Annotated in this window: 18 protein-coding genes; 8 read left to right on the top strand and 10 right to left on the bottom strand. The window is 65.5% G+C overall.

The features are described from left to right. Positions 1-30: 30 nt before the first annotated feature. The 3 genes from K8M09_RS15415 to K8M09_RS15405 form a co-directional block, all read right to left on the bottom strand. Positions 31-390: a response regulator gene (locus K8M09_RS15415; protein WP_160787415.1), complete on the bottom strand. Its 360-nt coding sequence runs from the start codon at positions 388-390 to the stop codon at positions 31-33. An 88-nt stretch (positions 391-478) separates the two neighbouring features. Beyond that, positions 479-1,024 carry a hypoxanthine phosphoribosyltransferase gene (gene hpt, locus K8M09_RS15410; protein ID WP_160787414.1) on the bottom strand — a complete coding sequence of 182 codons (546 nt, stop codon included), beginning with the start codon at positions 1,022-1,024 and terminating at the stop codon, positions 479-481. A gap of 46 nt (positions 1,025-1,070) precedes the next feature. Next, entirely contained in the window at positions 1,071-1,748 is a 678-nt protein-coding gene (locus K8M09_RS15405; protein ID WP_160787413.1) for a hypothetical protein, read from the bottom strand. 237 nt (positions 1,749-1,985) lie between these two features. Here K8M09_RS15405 and ftsE point away from each other — a divergent pair, with 237 nt between their 5' ends. The 4 genes from ftsE (at position 1,986) to K8M09_RS15385 (ending at position 5,284) form a co-directional block, all read left to right on the top strand. Next, a complete protein-coding gene (gene ftsE, locus K8M09_RS15400; protein WP_160787412.1) occupies positions 1,986-2,645 on the top strand; it encodes a cell division ATP-binding protein FtsE in 660 nt (219 codons plus the stop codon). Further along, positions 2,638-3,645, top strand: a complete 1,008-nt coding sequence (locus K8M09_RS15395) for a cell division protein FtsX (RefSeq protein ID WP_160787411.1) — start codon at positions 2,638-2,640, stop codon at positions 3,643-3,645. The genes ftsE and K8M09_RS15395 overlap by 8 nt, the downstream gene beginning before the upstream one ends. 70 nt (positions 3,646-3,715) lie before the next feature. After that, the gene (locus K8M09_RS15390) at positions 3,716-4,420 is read left to right on the top strand and encodes a YdcF family protein (protein ID WP_160787410.1); all 705 of its coding nucleotides are present in this window, start codon (positions 3,716-3,718) and stop codon (positions 4,418-4,420) included. 75 nt (positions 4,421-4,495) lie between these two features. Beyond that, positions 4,496-5,284, top strand: a complete 789-nt coding sequence (locus K8M09_RS15385) for a lysophospholipid acyltransferase family protein (RefSeq protein WP_160787409.1) — start codon at positions 4,496-4,498, stop codon at positions 5,282-5,284. Here K8M09_RS15385 and K8M09_RS15380 read toward each other — a convergent pair whose 3' ends face one another. Further along, positions 5,285-5,836, bottom strand: a complete 552-nt coding sequence (locus tag K8M09_RS15380; RefSeq protein WP_160787408.1) for a gamma-glutamylcyclotransferase — start codon at positions 5,834-5,836, stop codon at positions 5,285-5,287. Between the two features lie 84 nt (positions 5,837-5,920). Between K8M09_RS15380 and K8M09_RS15375 the strand changes: the two genes are divergently transcribed. Beyond that, a complete protein-coding gene (locus tag K8M09_RS15375; protein ID WP_160787407.1) occupies positions 5,921-6,928 on the top strand; it encodes a DUF2125 domain-containing protein in 1,008 nt (335 codons plus the stop codon). Here K8M09_RS15375 and K8M09_RS15370 read toward each other — a convergent pair whose 3' ends face one another. Then, positions 6,929-7,858: a prephenate/arogenate dehydrogenase family protein gene (locus K8M09_RS15370; protein ID WP_160787406.1), complete on the bottom strand. Its 930-nt coding sequence runs from the start codon at positions 7,856-7,858 to the stop codon at positions 6,929-6,931. Positions 7,859-7,917: 59 nt separating this feature from the next. Further along, a complete protein-coding gene (locus tag K8M09_RS15365) occupies positions 7,918-8,667 on the bottom strand; it encodes a class I SAM-dependent methyltransferase (RefSeq protein ID WP_160787405.1) in 750 nt (249 codons plus the stop codon). A gap of 91 nt (positions 8,668-8,758) precedes the next feature. On the opposite strand from K8M09_RS15365, the gene gloB reads away from it, so the two are divergent. Continuing rightward, positions 8,759-9,523: a hydroxyacylglutathione hydrolase gene (gene gloB / locus K8M09_RS15360; protein WP_160787404.1), complete on the top strand. Its 765-nt coding sequence runs from the start codon at positions 8,759-8,761 to the stop codon at positions 9,521-9,523. A gap of 3 nt (positions 9,524-9,526) precedes the next feature. Here gloB and yddG read toward each other — a convergent pair whose 3' ends face one another. Together yddG and K8M09_RS15350 are read right to left on the bottom strand one after the other, a co-directional pair. Continuing rightward, positions 9,527-10,408, bottom strand: a complete 882-nt coding sequence (gene yddG / locus K8M09_RS15355) for an aromatic amino acid exporter YddG (RefSeq protein WP_160787403.1) — start codon at positions 10,406-10,408, stop codon at positions 9,527-9,529. Positions 10,409-10,444: 36 nt separating this feature from the next. Then, complete coding sequence (locus K8M09_RS15350; RefSeq protein WP_229342392.1) at positions 10,445-11,188, bottom strand: DUF3108 domain-containing protein; 744 nt, start codon at positions 11,186-11,188, stop codon at positions 10,445-10,447. A 291-nt stretch (positions 11,189-11,479) separates the two neighbouring features. On the opposite strand from K8M09_RS15350, the gene rpmB reads away from it, so the two are divergent. After that, positions 11,480-11,770, top strand: coding sequence for a 50S ribosomal protein L28 (gene rpmB / locus K8M09_RS15345; protein WP_064331573.1), 291 nt, complete (start codon positions 11,480-11,482; stop codon positions 11,768-11,770). A gap of 168 nt (positions 11,771-11,938) precedes the next feature. After that, positions 11,939-12,577: a VUT family protein gene (locus K8M09_RS15340; protein WP_160787401.1), complete on the top strand. Its 639-nt coding sequence runs from the start codon at positions 11,939-11,941 to the stop codon at positions 12,575-12,577. 38 nt (positions 12,578-12,615) lie between these two features. Here K8M09_RS15340 and K8M09_RS15335 read toward each other — a convergent pair whose 3' ends face one another. Beyond that, the gene (locus K8M09_RS15335) at positions 12,616-13,602 is read right to left on the bottom strand and encodes an esterase-like activity of phytase family protein (protein WP_160787429.1); all 987 of its coding nucleotides are present in this window, start codon (positions 13,600-13,602) and stop codon (positions 12,616-12,618) included. Between the two features lie 31 nt (positions 13,603-13,633). Continuing rightward, positions 13,634-15,535, bottom strand: coding sequence for a cobaltochelatase subunit CobT (gene cobT, locus K8M09_RS15330; RefSeq protein ID WP_160787400.1), 1,902 nt, complete (start codon positions 15,533-15,535; stop codon positions 13,634-13,636).

Below are 15,535 nucleotides of genomic sequence, written 5' to 3'. Positions count from 1 at the left end.
GAAAATGCGCGCCGGGGATGCCCCGGCGTATCAGGCGGCCAGCGCCTGCGCCACGGCGCGGCGGATATCCGGCAGGCTGAAGGGCTTGCTGACCACATCGACGATCTTGGAGGCAAGGTCGTCGGCGCGCTCGCGCTGCTCGGCATAGCCCGTCATCAGCAGGATCTTCAGCGCTGGATGGGCGGCGGCGGCCTTGTGGGCAAGCTCGATGCCGTCCATCACGGGCATGCGGATATCGGAAAGCAGGAGGTCGAAGCCGCCTTCCGTCAGGGCGTCCAGCCCGGCTGCGCCATCGGGGGCCTCGACGGTCTCATGGCCGTCCAGCCGCAAGGCGCGCGCCACGAAGATACGCAGCGAATCCTCGTCTTCGGTGATCAGGATCTTCGCCATGGCTTCCCCTTCCGGTTCGTCTGGCCCTGAAAAGACCAGACTTTCCTTGTTGATCGGTAAACGGCCGATAGGGGATTTTGGAACCCGGTTACTCCGCGTCGCCCGTCACGACGCCGACGAAGGGCAATTCGCGGAAGGCATAGGCGACGTCCATGCCATAGCCGACGACGAAGTGGTCGGGGCATTCGAAGCCGACATAATCGGCCTCCAGATCGGTCTTGCGCTTCTCGCGCTTGTCGAGCAGCACGGCGATGGTGACGTTGCGCGCGCCGCGCTCGTACATCAGTTCCTTGGCGTAGCTGAGCGTGCGGCCGGATTCGAGGATGTCGTCGATGAGCAGAATATCGCGGCCGTGGACATCGCTGTCGATATCCTTGATGACCTTCACGCCCTGCGAGACCGTGCCGGCGCCGTAGCTCGACAGGGTGATGAACTCGACTTCCGGCGCAAGGCCGGCGGCGTGCAGCGCGCGGGTCAGGTCGGCGGCGAAGATGAACGAGCCCTTGAGGACTGCGATGACGAGGAGATCGTTCGTCGGGCCGGCGGCGATCTGGCTTGCAAGCTCTTCGTTGCGCTTGGCGATCTGCCCGGCATCGTAAAGCGTTTCGATCTTCTTTCCGCGGACAATCTGCATCGCGAGGCGGCTCCTTAGGTGGCGCTAAAGCAGCCGATTAGCACAGTCAGTCTGCCGGTGCACCCTTGCCGGCAAAGGAAACCGAGACTTTCGGCACTTTTCCGCCGCTGTGCGGAATGCGCAGCGAGAAGTGCTCGCTGCCGCCGGCCGGGATCGTCGCGGTATCGAGCGCCATCTGGCGCTGAAGCGTCCTGCCCGCGCCCTCGACCCGGATTTCGAGCGGGGGAAGGGGCTGCTCCCCGCCGCTGATATTGTCGATGCGGCCGTAGACGGACAGCACCTTCATGCCGTTCCGGTCGTCGATGGTGGTGCTGACATCCGCGACCTGAAGGGGAGCGGTCGGCTCTGCCGCCGGAAGCGCGGCCTTCAGCGCCGAAAGCCCGCCCATATAGGCGAAGACGAAGAGGAAGGCGGCGGTGACGAGGCCGGCGAAGGCGCGGCGCGGAAGAAGCTGCAACCCGGCCTCGAAGAGGCGGGCGCAGGCGGCCAGCAGCCGGAACAGCATGTGCTCGGAAAGCGGGCGCGCCTGCCGGGCGGCGCGGGGCGGGCGGCGGTTGTCGTTGGAGGTGCGGGACGCGCCGCCGCGAATCACCACGAAATCGGCATCGACCACTTCGAGGCGGGCCGGATGGGTGCGGGCGTGCTTTTGCGCGGGAGCCTTCGGCTCGGGCGGAAGAAGATCGACCCGGCCCTTTGCCTGCTGTCTCGCTCTGAAGGCGTTCATCGCCACCTCCTTTTCGCCCGCTCTCGCAAATCAGGGGCGAAAAGTCGGGCATTGAATGAAATCCTTACGAAACGTAAACCATACTGGTTAATGCTTCGGAAACCTGACCGTGAAAGAGCCGCTTTCCTGTGCAAGCGGTGCCGTAGGGTTGCTTTTTATGTGGCTCCGAACGCAAAACCGTTTCGCACTTTTGCCGGAACTGCTCTAGGGTAACGACGTCCAGAACCGGGTTGGCCATTGATTCACTTCGAGAATGTCGGATTGCGCTACGGGATGGGGCCGGAGATTCTCCGCGACCTCACCTTCGATATTCCGCGCCGTTCCTTCCAGTTCCTCACGGGGCCGTCCGGCGCCGGCAAGACGACGCTGCTGCGTCTCCTGTTCCTGTCGCTCCAGCCGACGCGCGGCATCATCCGCACCTTCGACCGGGAAATCTCGACCATCCCGCGCGACGAGCTGCCCATGCTGCGCCGGCGCATCGGCATCGTCTTCCAGGATTTCCGCCTGCTCGATCACCTGACGACCTATGAGAACGTCGCCCTGCCGCTGCGCGTGCGCGGCAAGGAGGAATCGAGCTACCGCGCCGATGTGCTGGAGCTTTTGAAATGGGTCGGCCTCGGCGAGCGGATCAACGTGCTGCCGCCGGTGCTGTCCGGCGGGGAGAAGCAGCGCGCGGCGATTGCGCGCGCCCTCATCGACCGGCCGGAAATGCTGCTGGCGGACGAACCGACCGGCAACGTCGATCCGCCGATGGCGCGGCGGCTGCTCAGCCTCTTCCTCGAACTCAACCGGCTCGGCACCGCCGTGGTGATCGCCACGCACGACCTGTCGCTGATGGACCAGGTGGAGGCGCGGCGCATGATCCTCTCGCAGGGGCGGCTCGACATCTATGACTGACGCGCCCCGCGAGACCGCAGAACCCCAGGGCGCGGCCCGCCGGCCGGAAATGCGCGTGCGGCCCACCGCGCCCATCGTGCCGCAGGCCAATGTCTCCGGCAATGCGCTGATGCTTGTCATCGCCATCATGGCCTTCCTCGCCTGCCTCACCTTCGGCGCGGTCAGCATGGTGCGGGCGACGGCGGCAAGCTGGCAGAGCCAGATTTCCCGCGAGATCACCATCCAGATCAAGCCGGACGACAATCTCGACATGGAACAGGCGCTGAAGGATGCACGCGACCTCGCGCTCACCTTCGCCGGCACCCGAGACGGCACGATCGTCGACAAGGCCGCGACGGCGCGCCTGCTGGAACCCTGGCTCGGCGAGGGGCTGGATATCGACGAGCTGCCGGTGCCGCGTCTCGTCATCGTCACCATCGACGAGCAGAGCCCGCCGGATTTCGTCGGCATGCGCGCGGCGCTCGCCGAGAAGATCCCGACGGCCTTCCTTGACGATCACCGCACCTGGGTCGACCGGCTCGTCGCCATGGCGCGCACCACGGCGCTCATCGGCACCGGCGTTCTGGTGCTGGTCTTCTCGGCCATGGTGCTGACCGTTATTTTTGCGACGCGGGGCGCGCTTTCGGGCAACCGGCATATCGTCGAGGTGCTGCATTTCGTCGGGGCGGAGGCAAGCTTCGTCGCCTCCGAGTTCCAGAAGCACTTTCTCAAGATCAGCCTCAAGGGTTCGGTCGCCGGCGGGCTGCTGGCCGCGCTGTTCTTCGCCGTCGCCGGTTTCTGGCAGGGCCGTTCCATCGCGACGCCCCAGAGCGATCAGGCGACGGCGCTTTTCGGCACCTTCTCCATGGGGCTTACGGGGTATCTCGGCATTGCCGGGACCATTCTGGTGATCGCGGTCCTGACGACGCTGACGGCCCGCTTCACGGTGATGCGCACGATCCATGAGATCGACCTCATCCGCTCCGATCCGTCGCGCACCGACCAGCTACCGGACTCGTGATGCGGGGCGGGCGGATCATCGCCGCGAAACGGACTATCCGTTGCCGCAATCGGGTTCTATGGACAGAATCATGAGCGCGCTGGAACGGGAAAAACCGGAGCTGCCCGAGGGCGCCCGGCAGGTCGGAACGAAGCGGGGCCGCAAGGGGCCTGTGCGCATTCTCGTGCGCGTGGTGCTGGCGCTGCTCCTGCTGGGCGGCGCTGCGGGCACCGCCGGGTTCCTGCATTTCGCCGAGACCGTCGCCGCGTTGGAAACGCCGCGCGAGCCGAAGGCCGACGCCATCGTCGTGCTGACCGGCGGCTACCAGCGCATCGACCGCGCCATCGACCTCTTGAAGAACGGCGCGGGTGAGCGGCTGCTGATCTCCGGCGCCAACCCGGCGACCAGCGGAAACCTCCTGCGCAAGCTTACGCAAAGCTCCTCGGCGCTGTTCGAATGCTGCGTCGACATGGGTTACGAGGCGGTCGACACGATCGGCAACGCCAACGAGGCGGCGCGCTGGATCAGCGACCACCAGTACCGCCGGGTGCTCGTCGTCACCAACAATTATCACATGCCGCGCAGCCTGCTGGAACTGAAGGTCAGCGATCCGCAGACGGAGTTCATCGCCTATCCCGTCGTCAATTCCGACCTGAAGAACGGCAACTGGCTGCGCGAGCCGGGCGTCATGAAGGCGATGCTGTCGGAATATCTCAAATATTGCCTGGCGCGGCTGCGCGCCTTTGCCGGCGCGCGGAGTTGGTCGGGACTGCGCGGCGACATGACCGGAAGCTGAGAACGCGGTGACGGGAGTTTCCCCGTCTCCGATTATCGTGTAGGGCGAGAGACCGTTCCGCTTACAGGCTGCCCGATGATCGCTCTCCGCTCCGTGCTCTTCAATGCCCTCTTCTACCTGAACCTCATCGGGCAGATGATCGTGCTCACGCCGGTCTATTTCCTGCTGCCGCGCAAGAAGGCCTATGTCATCGCCAAGAACTGGGCGCGCAGCAACCATTGGCTCTTCGAAAAGATCGTCGGCACGACCTTCGAGATCGAGGGATTGGAGAACATTCCCAAGGGCGGCTACATCTTCGCGCCGAAGCACCAGTCCTTCTGGGACGCCTATGCGCTGCTGCCCTGGCTCGACGATCCGCTTTATATCCTCAAGCGCGAGCTGACCTGGATTCCGCTCTTCGGCTGGTACATCAAGAAGCAGCGCATGATCCCGGTCAACCGCAATGCGCGCGGCAAGGTCATGGCGGCCGTGATGGAGCGCACGAAGGCCGAGATGGATACGGGCCGCCAGCTCATCATCTATCCGGAAGGCACGCGCCGGCCGCCGGGCGCGCCGCCGGAATACAAATACGGCATCGCGCGCCTCTACCGTGACCTTCACGTCCCGGTCGTGCCGGTCGTCATGCATCCGGGCCTGTTCTGGCCGCGCCGCAAGTTCATCCGCCAGCCGGGCCATTTCAAGGTGATCATCCTGCCGGCGATCCAGCCGGGCATGGATCCCGACGCCTTCCTCGCCCATCTCGTCGAGGTCATGGAAACGGCGAGCGACCGTCTTCTCGTGGAAACGGTGGAGGCCAATCCGCGCCTCGTGCTGCCGCCGACCGCCGTGCAGCGGCTGGCGGAGCTGAAGGCGCGCGGGGCCTGATCAGGCGGAGGCGCGGGCGTAGAGGCTTTCCGCCGTCCGTCCGACATCCTCCAGCCAATGATCGCGGATGCCCATTTCGCGCAGATGCGCCAGCGTGTTGCGCACGTAATCCATGTTGTGGCCGGATTTTCCCATGGCGGTGCTGACCGTGCCGGCCGCTTCTTCTATCGACAGCGCGCCAGCAAACTGGTGGTGGGCGCGGTCGCAGATATAGGCGAGCGTCGTCACCCGGCGGCCGTCGCCGAGCGTCGCCGGCAGGCTGCGCTCCTTGTAGACATGGGTCACCAGTTCGCGCTCGCGCAGGTAATCCACCACCGCCTCCCGCTTCTGCGCAGCGATGCGGAAGGCGACGCCGCGGCAGGAGCCGCCGCGGTCGAGTCCCAGCACGAGGCCGGGCTTTTCCTCGGTGCCCCGGTGTACCCAGGAGCGCACGCAGAGCGACCGGCGGAAGCCGAAGAGGTGGGCCGCCTGCCGCTCCTCGAATTCGAAGCCCGGATTCCACATCAGCGATCCGTAGCCAAAGACCCAGAATTCGTTCATATCCACCGTCACTGGAAACATCTCTCTAAAAGCCGCCGCAATTGCCGGCTTTGACGCGTTTGGGGCAAATCACGCCTGCCACCATTGGAGAACACTATGGCATCGTCAAGCCGCGCCGACGCATCCGGGGTTACGCGCAAGCTGATCCTGCTTGCCATTGCCATCGTTATCGCCGGTGCGCTCTATACGGGCGGATGGTTCTATGCCGCAAGCTGGCTGAAGGATCGGGTGACGCAGGAGCTTGCGGCGTCCGGGCAGGGCGCGCGGTCGGCCTCGTGCAGCAATCTTTCCGTTCGCGGTTTCCCGTTCCGCATCGGCGTCTTCTGCGATTCGCTTGGCATCGATGACCACGAATCCGGCCTGTCGGCCACCTTCGGCGCGCTGCGCTCGGCGGCGCAGGTCTATCGCCCAGGCCATGCCGTCATGGAACTGGACGGTCCGGCGCAGGTGCGCGTGACGCCGGATCGCGTGCTCGACATGGACTGGGACCTGCTGCATGCCAGCGCCGTCGCCTGGACGGATGGGCTGGACCGCGCCTCCGTCGCCTATGACGGGCTGAAGGGCCGGTTCAACGCGCCCTCCGAGGGCCTATCCATCGGCTTTGCCGCCGCGCATGGCGAAAAACATGTCCGCCGGTCCGGGACCGCGCTGGACGTCGCCGCCTCGCTCGATGCGCTTGCGCTCGATCTTGGCGGCAAGGCGCTGCCGGTGCTGAATGTCGCCGCCGATGTGACGATTGCGGATGCGGCCGGATGGATTTCCACCGAGGGCCCGCCGCCGGGCCTGCCGCGTGGAACGAGCGCCGAACTGCGCAGCCTGTCGCTCGATCTTGGCGGTGGAAACCGGATGACGCTGTCCGGTCCCGTCAGCGTCGATGAAGAGGGTCTCGTTTCCGGTTCGCTCAACCTTGCCGTCGAGGGTGTGACGGCCTGGCGCGACCGCATTTCCGAGCAGTTCCCGGAGGCTGCCGTAACCGTGCGCCGCGTGGCCGGCATCGTCAGGGGGCTTTCGGGCGGGCGGGACAGCGCCACCGTGCAGGTGAACATCCGGCGCGGCACGGTCATTCTGGGCCTGTTCCCGGTGGGCCGGATTCCGCCTCTCTGATCAGTCCTTCTTGTCGAGGACCGGGCGGCCGAAGTTCGGAGCCGCGGTATCCTGCCCGGCGTCGATGATCGAGCGGCGGATGGCGCGGGTGCGGGTGAAGAGGTCGAACAGCTTTTCACCGTCGCCCCAGCGGATCGCGCGCTGCAGATAGGCGAGGTCTTCGGAGAAACGCGCCAGCATTTCGAGGATCGCGTCCTTGTTGTGCAGGCAGACGTCGCGCCACATGGTCGGGTCCGAGGCGGCAAGGCGCGTGAAGTCGCGGAAGCCCGAGGCCGAATATTTGATGACTTCCGATTCCGTCACCGTCTCCAGGTCGTCCGCCGTGCCGACGATGTTGTAGGCGATGATGTGCGGCAGGTGTGAGACGATGGCGAGCACCTTGTCGTGGTGCTCCGTGTCCATCTCGTCGACCTTGGAGCCGAGCGCTTCCCAGAAGGTGGCGAGCTTGCGCTTGGCGTCCTTGTCGGTGCCGTGAACGGGGGTGAGGATACACCAGCGGCCCTGGAAGAGTTCGGCGAAGCCCGCGTCCGGGCCGGAATGCTCCGTGCCCGCCAGCGGGTGGCCGGGAATGAAATGCACGTTCTTCGGCATGTGCGGCAGCATCTGCGCGACGACCGAGGCCTTGGTGGAGCCGACATCGGTGACGATGGCGCCGGGCTTCAGATGCGGGGCGATTTCCTCGGCGACCTTGCCGGAGGCGCCGACGGGCACGGAGACGATGACGAGGTCCGCCCCTTCCACCGCCTTTCCAGCGTCGTGGACATAGTCGGTGCCGAGTTCCAGTTCGCGGGCGCGGTCGAGCGTTTCCTGGCTGCGGCTGGAAATGGTGACGGTTTTCGCCAGCCCCTTTTCCTTGACGGCGCGGGCGATGGAGGAGCCGATCAGGCCGATGCCGATCAGTGCGATCTTGTCGAAATGTCCGTCCGTCATGCCATTGCCCTCTTGCTGCCGTTCCGCTCTAGCGGGCGGCCCGGTTTTTGTCGAGGGGATCAGCGCGGCGGGCGTTCGCGCGTTGTCGGCACGCCCTGTGGCGCGAGCACCGGCACGAAGACGCGGCGCGAGGCGCGGGCGGCGACCGGCAGGCCCTGATAGAGCCGCTTCTGCGCCTCCACGACGATGACGCCGGAGAACATCGGCCAGAGCATGCGCCCCAGCCGCTCGAAGACGCCGCGCAGCTTCAGGACGCTGCGCAGCTTGGAGGGCGGGAAGAACAGCGCCTCTGCGCTGGCGCCGGGCGTAAAATTCGTCGCGCGCAGCAGCGCCGTGAGCTGGCCGCGCGAATAGGGCCGGCCGGAACCGAAGGGCGTATGCTCCATGCGCGCCCAGACGCCGCGCCGGTTCGGCACGACGATGACGAGGCGGCCGCCGGGGGCGAGAACGCGCCAAAGCTCCTTCATCGTCTCGCGCGGGTTTTCGGCGAATTCCAGCGAGTGGACCATCAGGATACGGTCGACGGAGGCATCCGGCAGCGGCAGTTCCTCGTCGAAGACGAGGGCCGTCGAGGACAGCTCGTTCGGCGGCCAGTTCACCGCGCCCTGACCGGCCGGCATGAAGGCGAAGGTGCGCTCGGTGTCGGCGCGGAAACGGTCGAGATAGGGCACGGCATAGCCGAGGCCGACCAGCCGCTCGTCGGGCAGGCGCGCCCAGAGCGAGGCGAGCGCCATGGCGATCGAATGATCGGCGAGGCGGCCGAGCGGCGAGTGGTAGAATTCGCGGAGGTCGACGATATCTGCATGCATGGACAGGATGTTAGCGATGGTCCGGTGGACTTCAAGGGCGATTGGCTTACATTTCCCCGCGACAGTCCGTCCGATGCATGAGGAATGTGCCATGGCCCCGCTGGAAATCGAACTCTTCGCCTGCCGCAGCGACAATTTCGGCGTGCTGCTGCACGATCCCGAAACGGGTGCGACCGCAAGCATCGATGCGCCGGAGGAAAAGCCGATCCTCGATGCGCTCGCCCGCCGTGGCTGGACGCTGAGCCACATCTTCACGACGCACCACCACGGCGACCACGTGGACGCCAATCTCGCGCTGAAAAAGCGTTTTGGCGCGACGATCATCGGTCCGGCGCGCGAGAGCATTCCCGGCATCGACCGCAAGGTGGACGGCGGCGACAGCTTCGATTTTGCCGGCCGACGGGTCGAGGTGATCGCGACGCCGGGCCATACGCGCGGCCATATCTGCTTCCACCTGCCGGAGGAAAAGCTGCTCTTTGCCGCCGATACGCTTTTCGCGCTCGGCTGCGGCCGCCTGTTCGAAGGCACGCCGGCGGATATGTGGGCTTCGCTTTGCAAGCTCGCCGTGCTGCCGGACGACACGGTGGTCTATTTCGGGCACGAATACACGCTCTCGAATGCCCGCTTCGCCGTGACGGTCGATCCGCAGAATGCGGCGCTTGCGAAACGTGCCGATGATATCGAGGCGCTGCGGGCGAAGGGCGGTTTCACCGCGCCGACGACCATCGGGCTGGAAAAGGCGACCAATCCCTTTCTGCGCGCGGCGGACCCGGCAATCCGCCGTCATCTCGGCATAGAAAGGGCGGGCGACGCCGAGGTGTTTGCGGAAATCCGCGGGCGGAAGGACCGGTTCTGAGCGTCAGGCCGCAGCGGCCGCGCGTCTGCGGAAGATCATGTCCTTGGCGGCCAGAACCGCGCCGCCCGTCACCAGCAGGCAGGCCAGCGCAATGCTCCAGGACGGCTCGGCGAAGCCCGAGAGAATGAGAACCAGCGTCGAAAGCAGCGGCGCGGCGTAGCTGGCCGCGCCGAGGATTTGGATGTCGCCGTTCTTCACGCCGTAATCCCATACATAGAAGGCCGCGCCGACCGGCAGCAGGCCGAGGCCGGCGACGGCGAGCCATTCGAAGCCCGTCTGCGGCCAGACGGTGGTTTCGAGGCCCAGATGGCAGAGCAGCGAGAGGATCGCGGTGGCAAGGCAGAAGCCCGTCACCACATCCGTCGAGACCGCCTCGAAGCTGCGGGTCGCAAGCGAATAGCCGGCCCAGGTGAAGGCGCAGAGGAAGGCCGCGCCGTAGCCGACGAGATAGGCGCTGTCGAAGGTAACGCCGTTGCGCCCGACGATGAGCGCGGTGCCGCCGAGGCCGAGCAGCGTGCCGACCACATGGTTCCAGCGCAGCGTCTCGCCCGGCAGCAGCGCGGAGCCGGTGACGATGAGGAGCGGCCAGAGATAGGCGATCAGGCTCGCCTCGACGGCCGGTGCGTTGCGCAGCGCCGTGAAGTACAGGAAGTGATAGCCGAAGAGGCCGAGGATGCCGGTGATCCAGACCTTCGCCGGCTGTTTCAAGAGGCGCAGGCGCTCCGGCCGAGCGATCAGCACGGCGATGCCGGGCAGGCTGCCGATCAGGAAGCAGATGGCGGAGAGCTGGAAGGGCGGCATCTTGCCGGAGGCGGCGGTGAAGAGCGCCAGCAGCGCCCACATGAGGATCGCCGTAAAGCCGATAAGGGTCGCACGCATCTTCAAGGCCGATTACTCCGGTCTGCCGACCGGCAAGCCGCATCATCCCCCGAAGCGCGTGGCCGAGACGGTGACGGGGCCGAGCTTGGTCGGAATCCTCACATAGACCGGAGCATATACATTCGCCGCGTCCGCCTTGGCAAACCAGATTTCCATGGACTTCAGGTTGCGCAGGTACTCCACGTCCTCGCGGCCCTTCTTGTAGCCGGAGCGCGGCACGAAGCGGATGCCGCAGACGACGACCTCGCCCTCGAAGCCCTTGGTGGAATAGGGCTTGGTGCCCTTCGACGTCAGCTTCAGGTCCATGCGGGACTCGCCGTCGAAGATCGGCAGCGTCTTCGGGCAGATGCGACTGCCGGCGGGGATGATGAGACCGGAAATGGGGTCGAGCACGGCGCGCATGTCGGCGCTGGAGACCGGAACCCAGTTGTCCGGCTTCTTGCGCGCCGGCACCATGCTGGCATGCACGACATTGCCGTTGCGGAAGGTCACGTCGATGGCGCGGCCGCGCTTGCCGCTGCGATAGGTCACCGAATAGGAGGTGGCGCGCAGCTTGTCGCGGTTGACGATGCCGGAAACGGCGGTGGTGCCCTGCGTGCGGGCGAAGATATCGGCAAGGCCGGCGGAATGCAGGCTGCCGGAAATGGAGTAGCGGTTGCCGTTGAATTCCGAGCGGAAGCTGGCAGTCGCCACCGGCAGGCCGGACAGGCGGATGCTGTAGTCGGTGCGATGCTGGACCTCGGCGGCGGCAAGCGGGCTTGCGCCGCCCGCAAGGGCGAGCGACATGGCCGCGCCAGCAATCCAACCCCGCCCGTTCATCTTCACGACTCCCATAGAGACGCTCCGCCTAGCCTGCCATTGCGGCGATTCTACGCCGTGGAAAATTCGTTATCCGTCTGCTATTGCCTGCAAATCATGACGTTTGGCAACTGAATTCCCGCTGAACGGCAGGTTTGGCTTGACGTCCGCGGCGAGTGTGACTATAGAACCGCGACTTTCCAAAAAGGCCAGACGGACTGCGGCCGGTTTCGGTGCCGGAAACGTATTGTCCTGTAACGAAGAAAAAATAGGTGTACCATGTCCCGTAGTTGCGAATTGACCGGCAAGGGCGTCCAGTCGGGCAACAATGTGAGCCACGCAAACAACAAGACGAAGCGCAAGTTCCTGCCGAACCTGTGCAATGTCACGCTGATTTCCGACGCCCTCGGCCAGCGTTTCCGTCTTCGCGTTTCCGCTGCTGCCCTGCGCTCGGTCGAGCACCGCGGCGGCCTCGACGCCTTCCTGCTGAAGGCCGAAGAAAACGAACTGTCGATGCGCGCTCGCCTGCTGCGCCGCCAGATCGCCAAGAAGACCGCTGCTGCCGCCTGATTTCAGGCAACAAGCCGGATGTTTTCATTGAGGCTTGCCCGTTTCCGGGCAGGCCTCAATGCTGTGTCTAAGCATTTATTAAAACGCAATTCCGGACGGAAAACCGCTTCGCACTTTTCCTGGAATTGCTTCATCACTCCAACTGGTGGCATCACCCAGGATAAAAAAATGCTCGCGAACCGCGTTACCCTTCTCTATGTCCTCCTGATGACGGCTGTCGTCGTCGCCTCCAACGTGCTGGTGCAGTATCCGCTTTCGGGTACGCTCTTCGGCATTAATCTCGGCGACCTCCTGACCTACGGCGCCTTCACCTATCCCGTCGCCTTCCTCATTACCGATCTCACCAATCGCCAGTTCGGCCCGCGCATCGCGCGCCGCGTCGTGGCGGCCGGTTTCCTCGTGGCGGTGCTGTTTTCGATCGGCGCTTCCACGCCGCGCATTGCCCTTGCCTCCGGTTCGGCCTTCCTTGCCGGCCAGTTGCTCGACATCTCCGTCTTCAACAGGCTGCGCCGGCAGACCTGGTGGCGCGCACCGCTGATCGCCTCGCTGATCGGCTCCGTGCTCGACACGATGATCTTCTTCTCCTTCGCTTTCGCGCCGTTCCTGTCCGTCTTCGGCCCGAACGACCCCTTCGCCATCGAATGGGCGCCGGTGCTCGGTGTCTTCACGACGGAAGCGCCGCGCTGGATTTCCTGGGCGATGGGCGATTTTTCCGTGAAGGTTCTCGTCGGTCTCGTCATGCTGCTGCCCTATGGCGCGCTGATGAGCAGGCTGAAGCCCATGCCGGGCGTCGAGAAGACGGCCTGACGAAAGAAAGGAAAGCCGCCCCGACAGGGGCGGCTTTTTCATTTCAGGCGGAATTCCAGCATCAGGTTTCGCTGGAGGATAGAGTGGTTGTCGTCGGAAACGACGATGATGCGGATATCGTCCTCTGCCATCGCCACCACGTCCATCCCCTCCATATTGTCGATCTGCTGGCTGAGATCGGCGTCGATCAGCACCTCGCCGTCGACGACCGCGCCGGGACGGATCGTGTCGCCGGCAATGCGGCGGATGCGCATGCCCATGCCGCTCGTCAGGCTGAAGCGGCGTTCGAGCAGCAGGAGATCGCCGTTCGGCAGGAAGGCGCCGTCGGTGATGTCCCAGGGATCGTCCCGCTTGACGGCGAAGAGGCCCTTGCGCGGGCCTTCCAGCACGGCGGCGAAGATGTTGCCATCAGTATTGAGGCTGCGTTCCGTGACGGCGACCGGCGTTACCCCGAGGGGACCTGTCGCGGGCGACATGGCCAATGTCTCTATGCCGCGATTGATGCGCATCTCGTGCGGATCGAAGGGAAAGCGCAGGCGTCGCTTCGGTTTGGCCTCCATAAAGCCGGGATCGGGATAGGCGTCGATGCGGTGCATCACCTCGAAGCTCGTGAGCAGTTCGCCCTTGCGGATGGCAAGGCCTTCCGCGTCCATCCTGAATTTGCGGTTTCCGTCCCGCCCGTTCTTGTCGAACATCGAGCGGATCTCGACGCCGGCAAGCCCGCTCAGCCGGCCCTCCGTGTCGCGCTCGACGCGGCCCGTCAGCCAGTGTCCGGTATCGAGCACGGCAACGAAATGCTGCCCGTCTTCTCGGAAGCGGATGGCGGAGAGGGAGCCGAGCAGGGGATTGCCGGAGGAATAGGCAATGCCGCCGAGGAATTCCAGCTTGCCGAAGACGCGCTGGTCGGAGCCTGTCACGAACTGGGAGAAGGCGCGGTTGGTGACGGAAACGTCTTCCGCTGCGGCGGCGCGGCCGAGCGGCAGGCACAGCAGGGCGGAAAGGACGATGGCGGCGAGGCCGCGCAGCGGGCCGGCGGCCCGTCGCGTGACCGCTCTATCAGCCCGCACGACGCCGGCCGGCCGGGCGACGGGCGGTGCTTTCGTCGGCGAAGAGCGAGGCGAGCTGTTCGGTCATGGCGCCGGCCAGTTCGTCCGCATCGACGATGGTGACGGCGCGGCGATAGTAGCGCGTCACGTCATGGCCGATGCCGATGGCGAGCAGCTCGACCGGCGAGCGCGTCTCGATCTGCTCGATGACGGCGCGAAGGTGCCGTTCCAGATAGTTGCCGGGGTTCACCGACAGCGTCGAATCGTCGACCGGCGCGCCGTCCGAGATCATCATCAGGATGCGGCGCTGCTCGGGGCGGGCCAGCAGACGGTCATGCGCCCAGATCAGCGCCTCGCCGTCGATGTTTTCCTTCAGCAGGCCCTCGCGCATCATCAGGCCGAGATTGCGCCGCGCGCGCCGCCATGGGGCGTCGGCGCCCTTGTAGATGATGTGGCGCAGGTCGTTGAGGCGGCCGGGCGATTGCGGCTTGCCGCCGGCGAGCCACTTTTCACGCGACTGTCCGCCCTTCCAGGCCTTGGTGGTGAAGCCGAGGATTTCCACCTTCACGCCGCAGCGCTCCAGCGTGCGGGCGAGGATATCGGCGCAGGTGGCGGCCACCGTGATCGGCCGGCCGCGCATGGAGCCGGAATTGTCGATCAGCAGCGTTACCACGGTATCGCGGAAGGTTGTGTCCTTCTCGCGCTTGAAGGAGAGCGGCTGCATCGGATCGATGATGATGCGCTGCAGGCGGGCGCTGTCGAGATAGCCCTCTTCGAGGTCGAATTCCCAGGCACGGTTCTGCTGCGCCATCAGGCGGCGCTGCAGGCGGTTGGCAAGGCGGCCGACCGCGCCCTGGAGATGGGCGAGCTGCTTGTCGAGGAAGGCGCGCAGGCGGTCGAGTTCCGCTTCGTCGCACAGCTCCTCGGCGGTGATGGTCTCGTCGAATTCCTGCGTGAAGACGCCGTAATCGACCTTCTCGTTGAAATCCGTGAAGGGCTGGTTCGGGCGGCGGACTTCGCCGGGCTTTTCCGTGTCGTCGCCGTCGTCCTCGACGAGATCGTCGTCGGAGATTTCCGCGCCGTCCATCTCGCCGTCGTCCATCTGTTCGTCGGACGTCTCGTTCTCGTCGGCGGGCGCGCTATCGTCGCCGGCGTCTTCCTGGCTGTTGTTGTCTTCCTGCTCGTCGCTGCGCGGCTGGTTCTCGTCCTCGGGCGTTTCCGAATCGTCCGGCTCGGTCTCGTCCTCGCCGTACTGCTCGGCGACGTTCATCGAGGCCAGCATGTTGCGCACGACGCGGGAGAAGGCCTGCTGGTCGTTGATGGAGGCCGAAAGGCCTTCCATGTCCTTGCCGGCCTTGTCCTCGATGAAGCTGCGCCAGAGATCGAGCACCTGTCCCGCTGAGGCCGGCGGGGCTTGCCCGGTCAGCTTTTCGCGCACGATGAGCGCGACGGCTTCTTCCAGCGGGGCATCGGCCTGACGGGTGATCGCGCCGAAATTGGCCTTGGCGTATTTCTCCGTCAACATGACGTTGAGGTTCTGCGCCATGCCGTGCATGCGGTTGGAGCCGATCGCCTCGACGCGCGCCTGCTCGACAGCGTCGAAGATCGCGCGGGCATCGGCACCCTGCGGCGACATGGTCGCGTGGATGCGGGCGTCGTGGCAGGCCTTGCGCAGCGCCATCGAGTCGCCGAGGCCGCGCGTGAGCGCGACTTCGGCCGGCGAGGGACGCTTGGATAGTTCCGGCAGGCGGATGCGCTCGCCGGTCATGCCGGGGCGCTCGTTGGCGAAGGAAACCTCCACCTCCGCATCGCCCGAAACGGCGCGCACGCAGCCCGTCACCGCGCGGCGGAACGGTTCCATATCCACCACGCCGCCGGGTCTCGGCTTCGAATTGTCTCCGCGAGCTGCCAT

It is taken from the genome of Shinella zoogloeoides, assembly GCF_020883495.1.
GTDB lineage: Bacteria > Pseudomonadota > Alphaproteobacteria > Rhizobiales > Rhizobiaceae > Shinella > Shinella zoogloeoides.
This window is presented reverse-complemented; position numbering and strand designations above follow the sequence as displayed.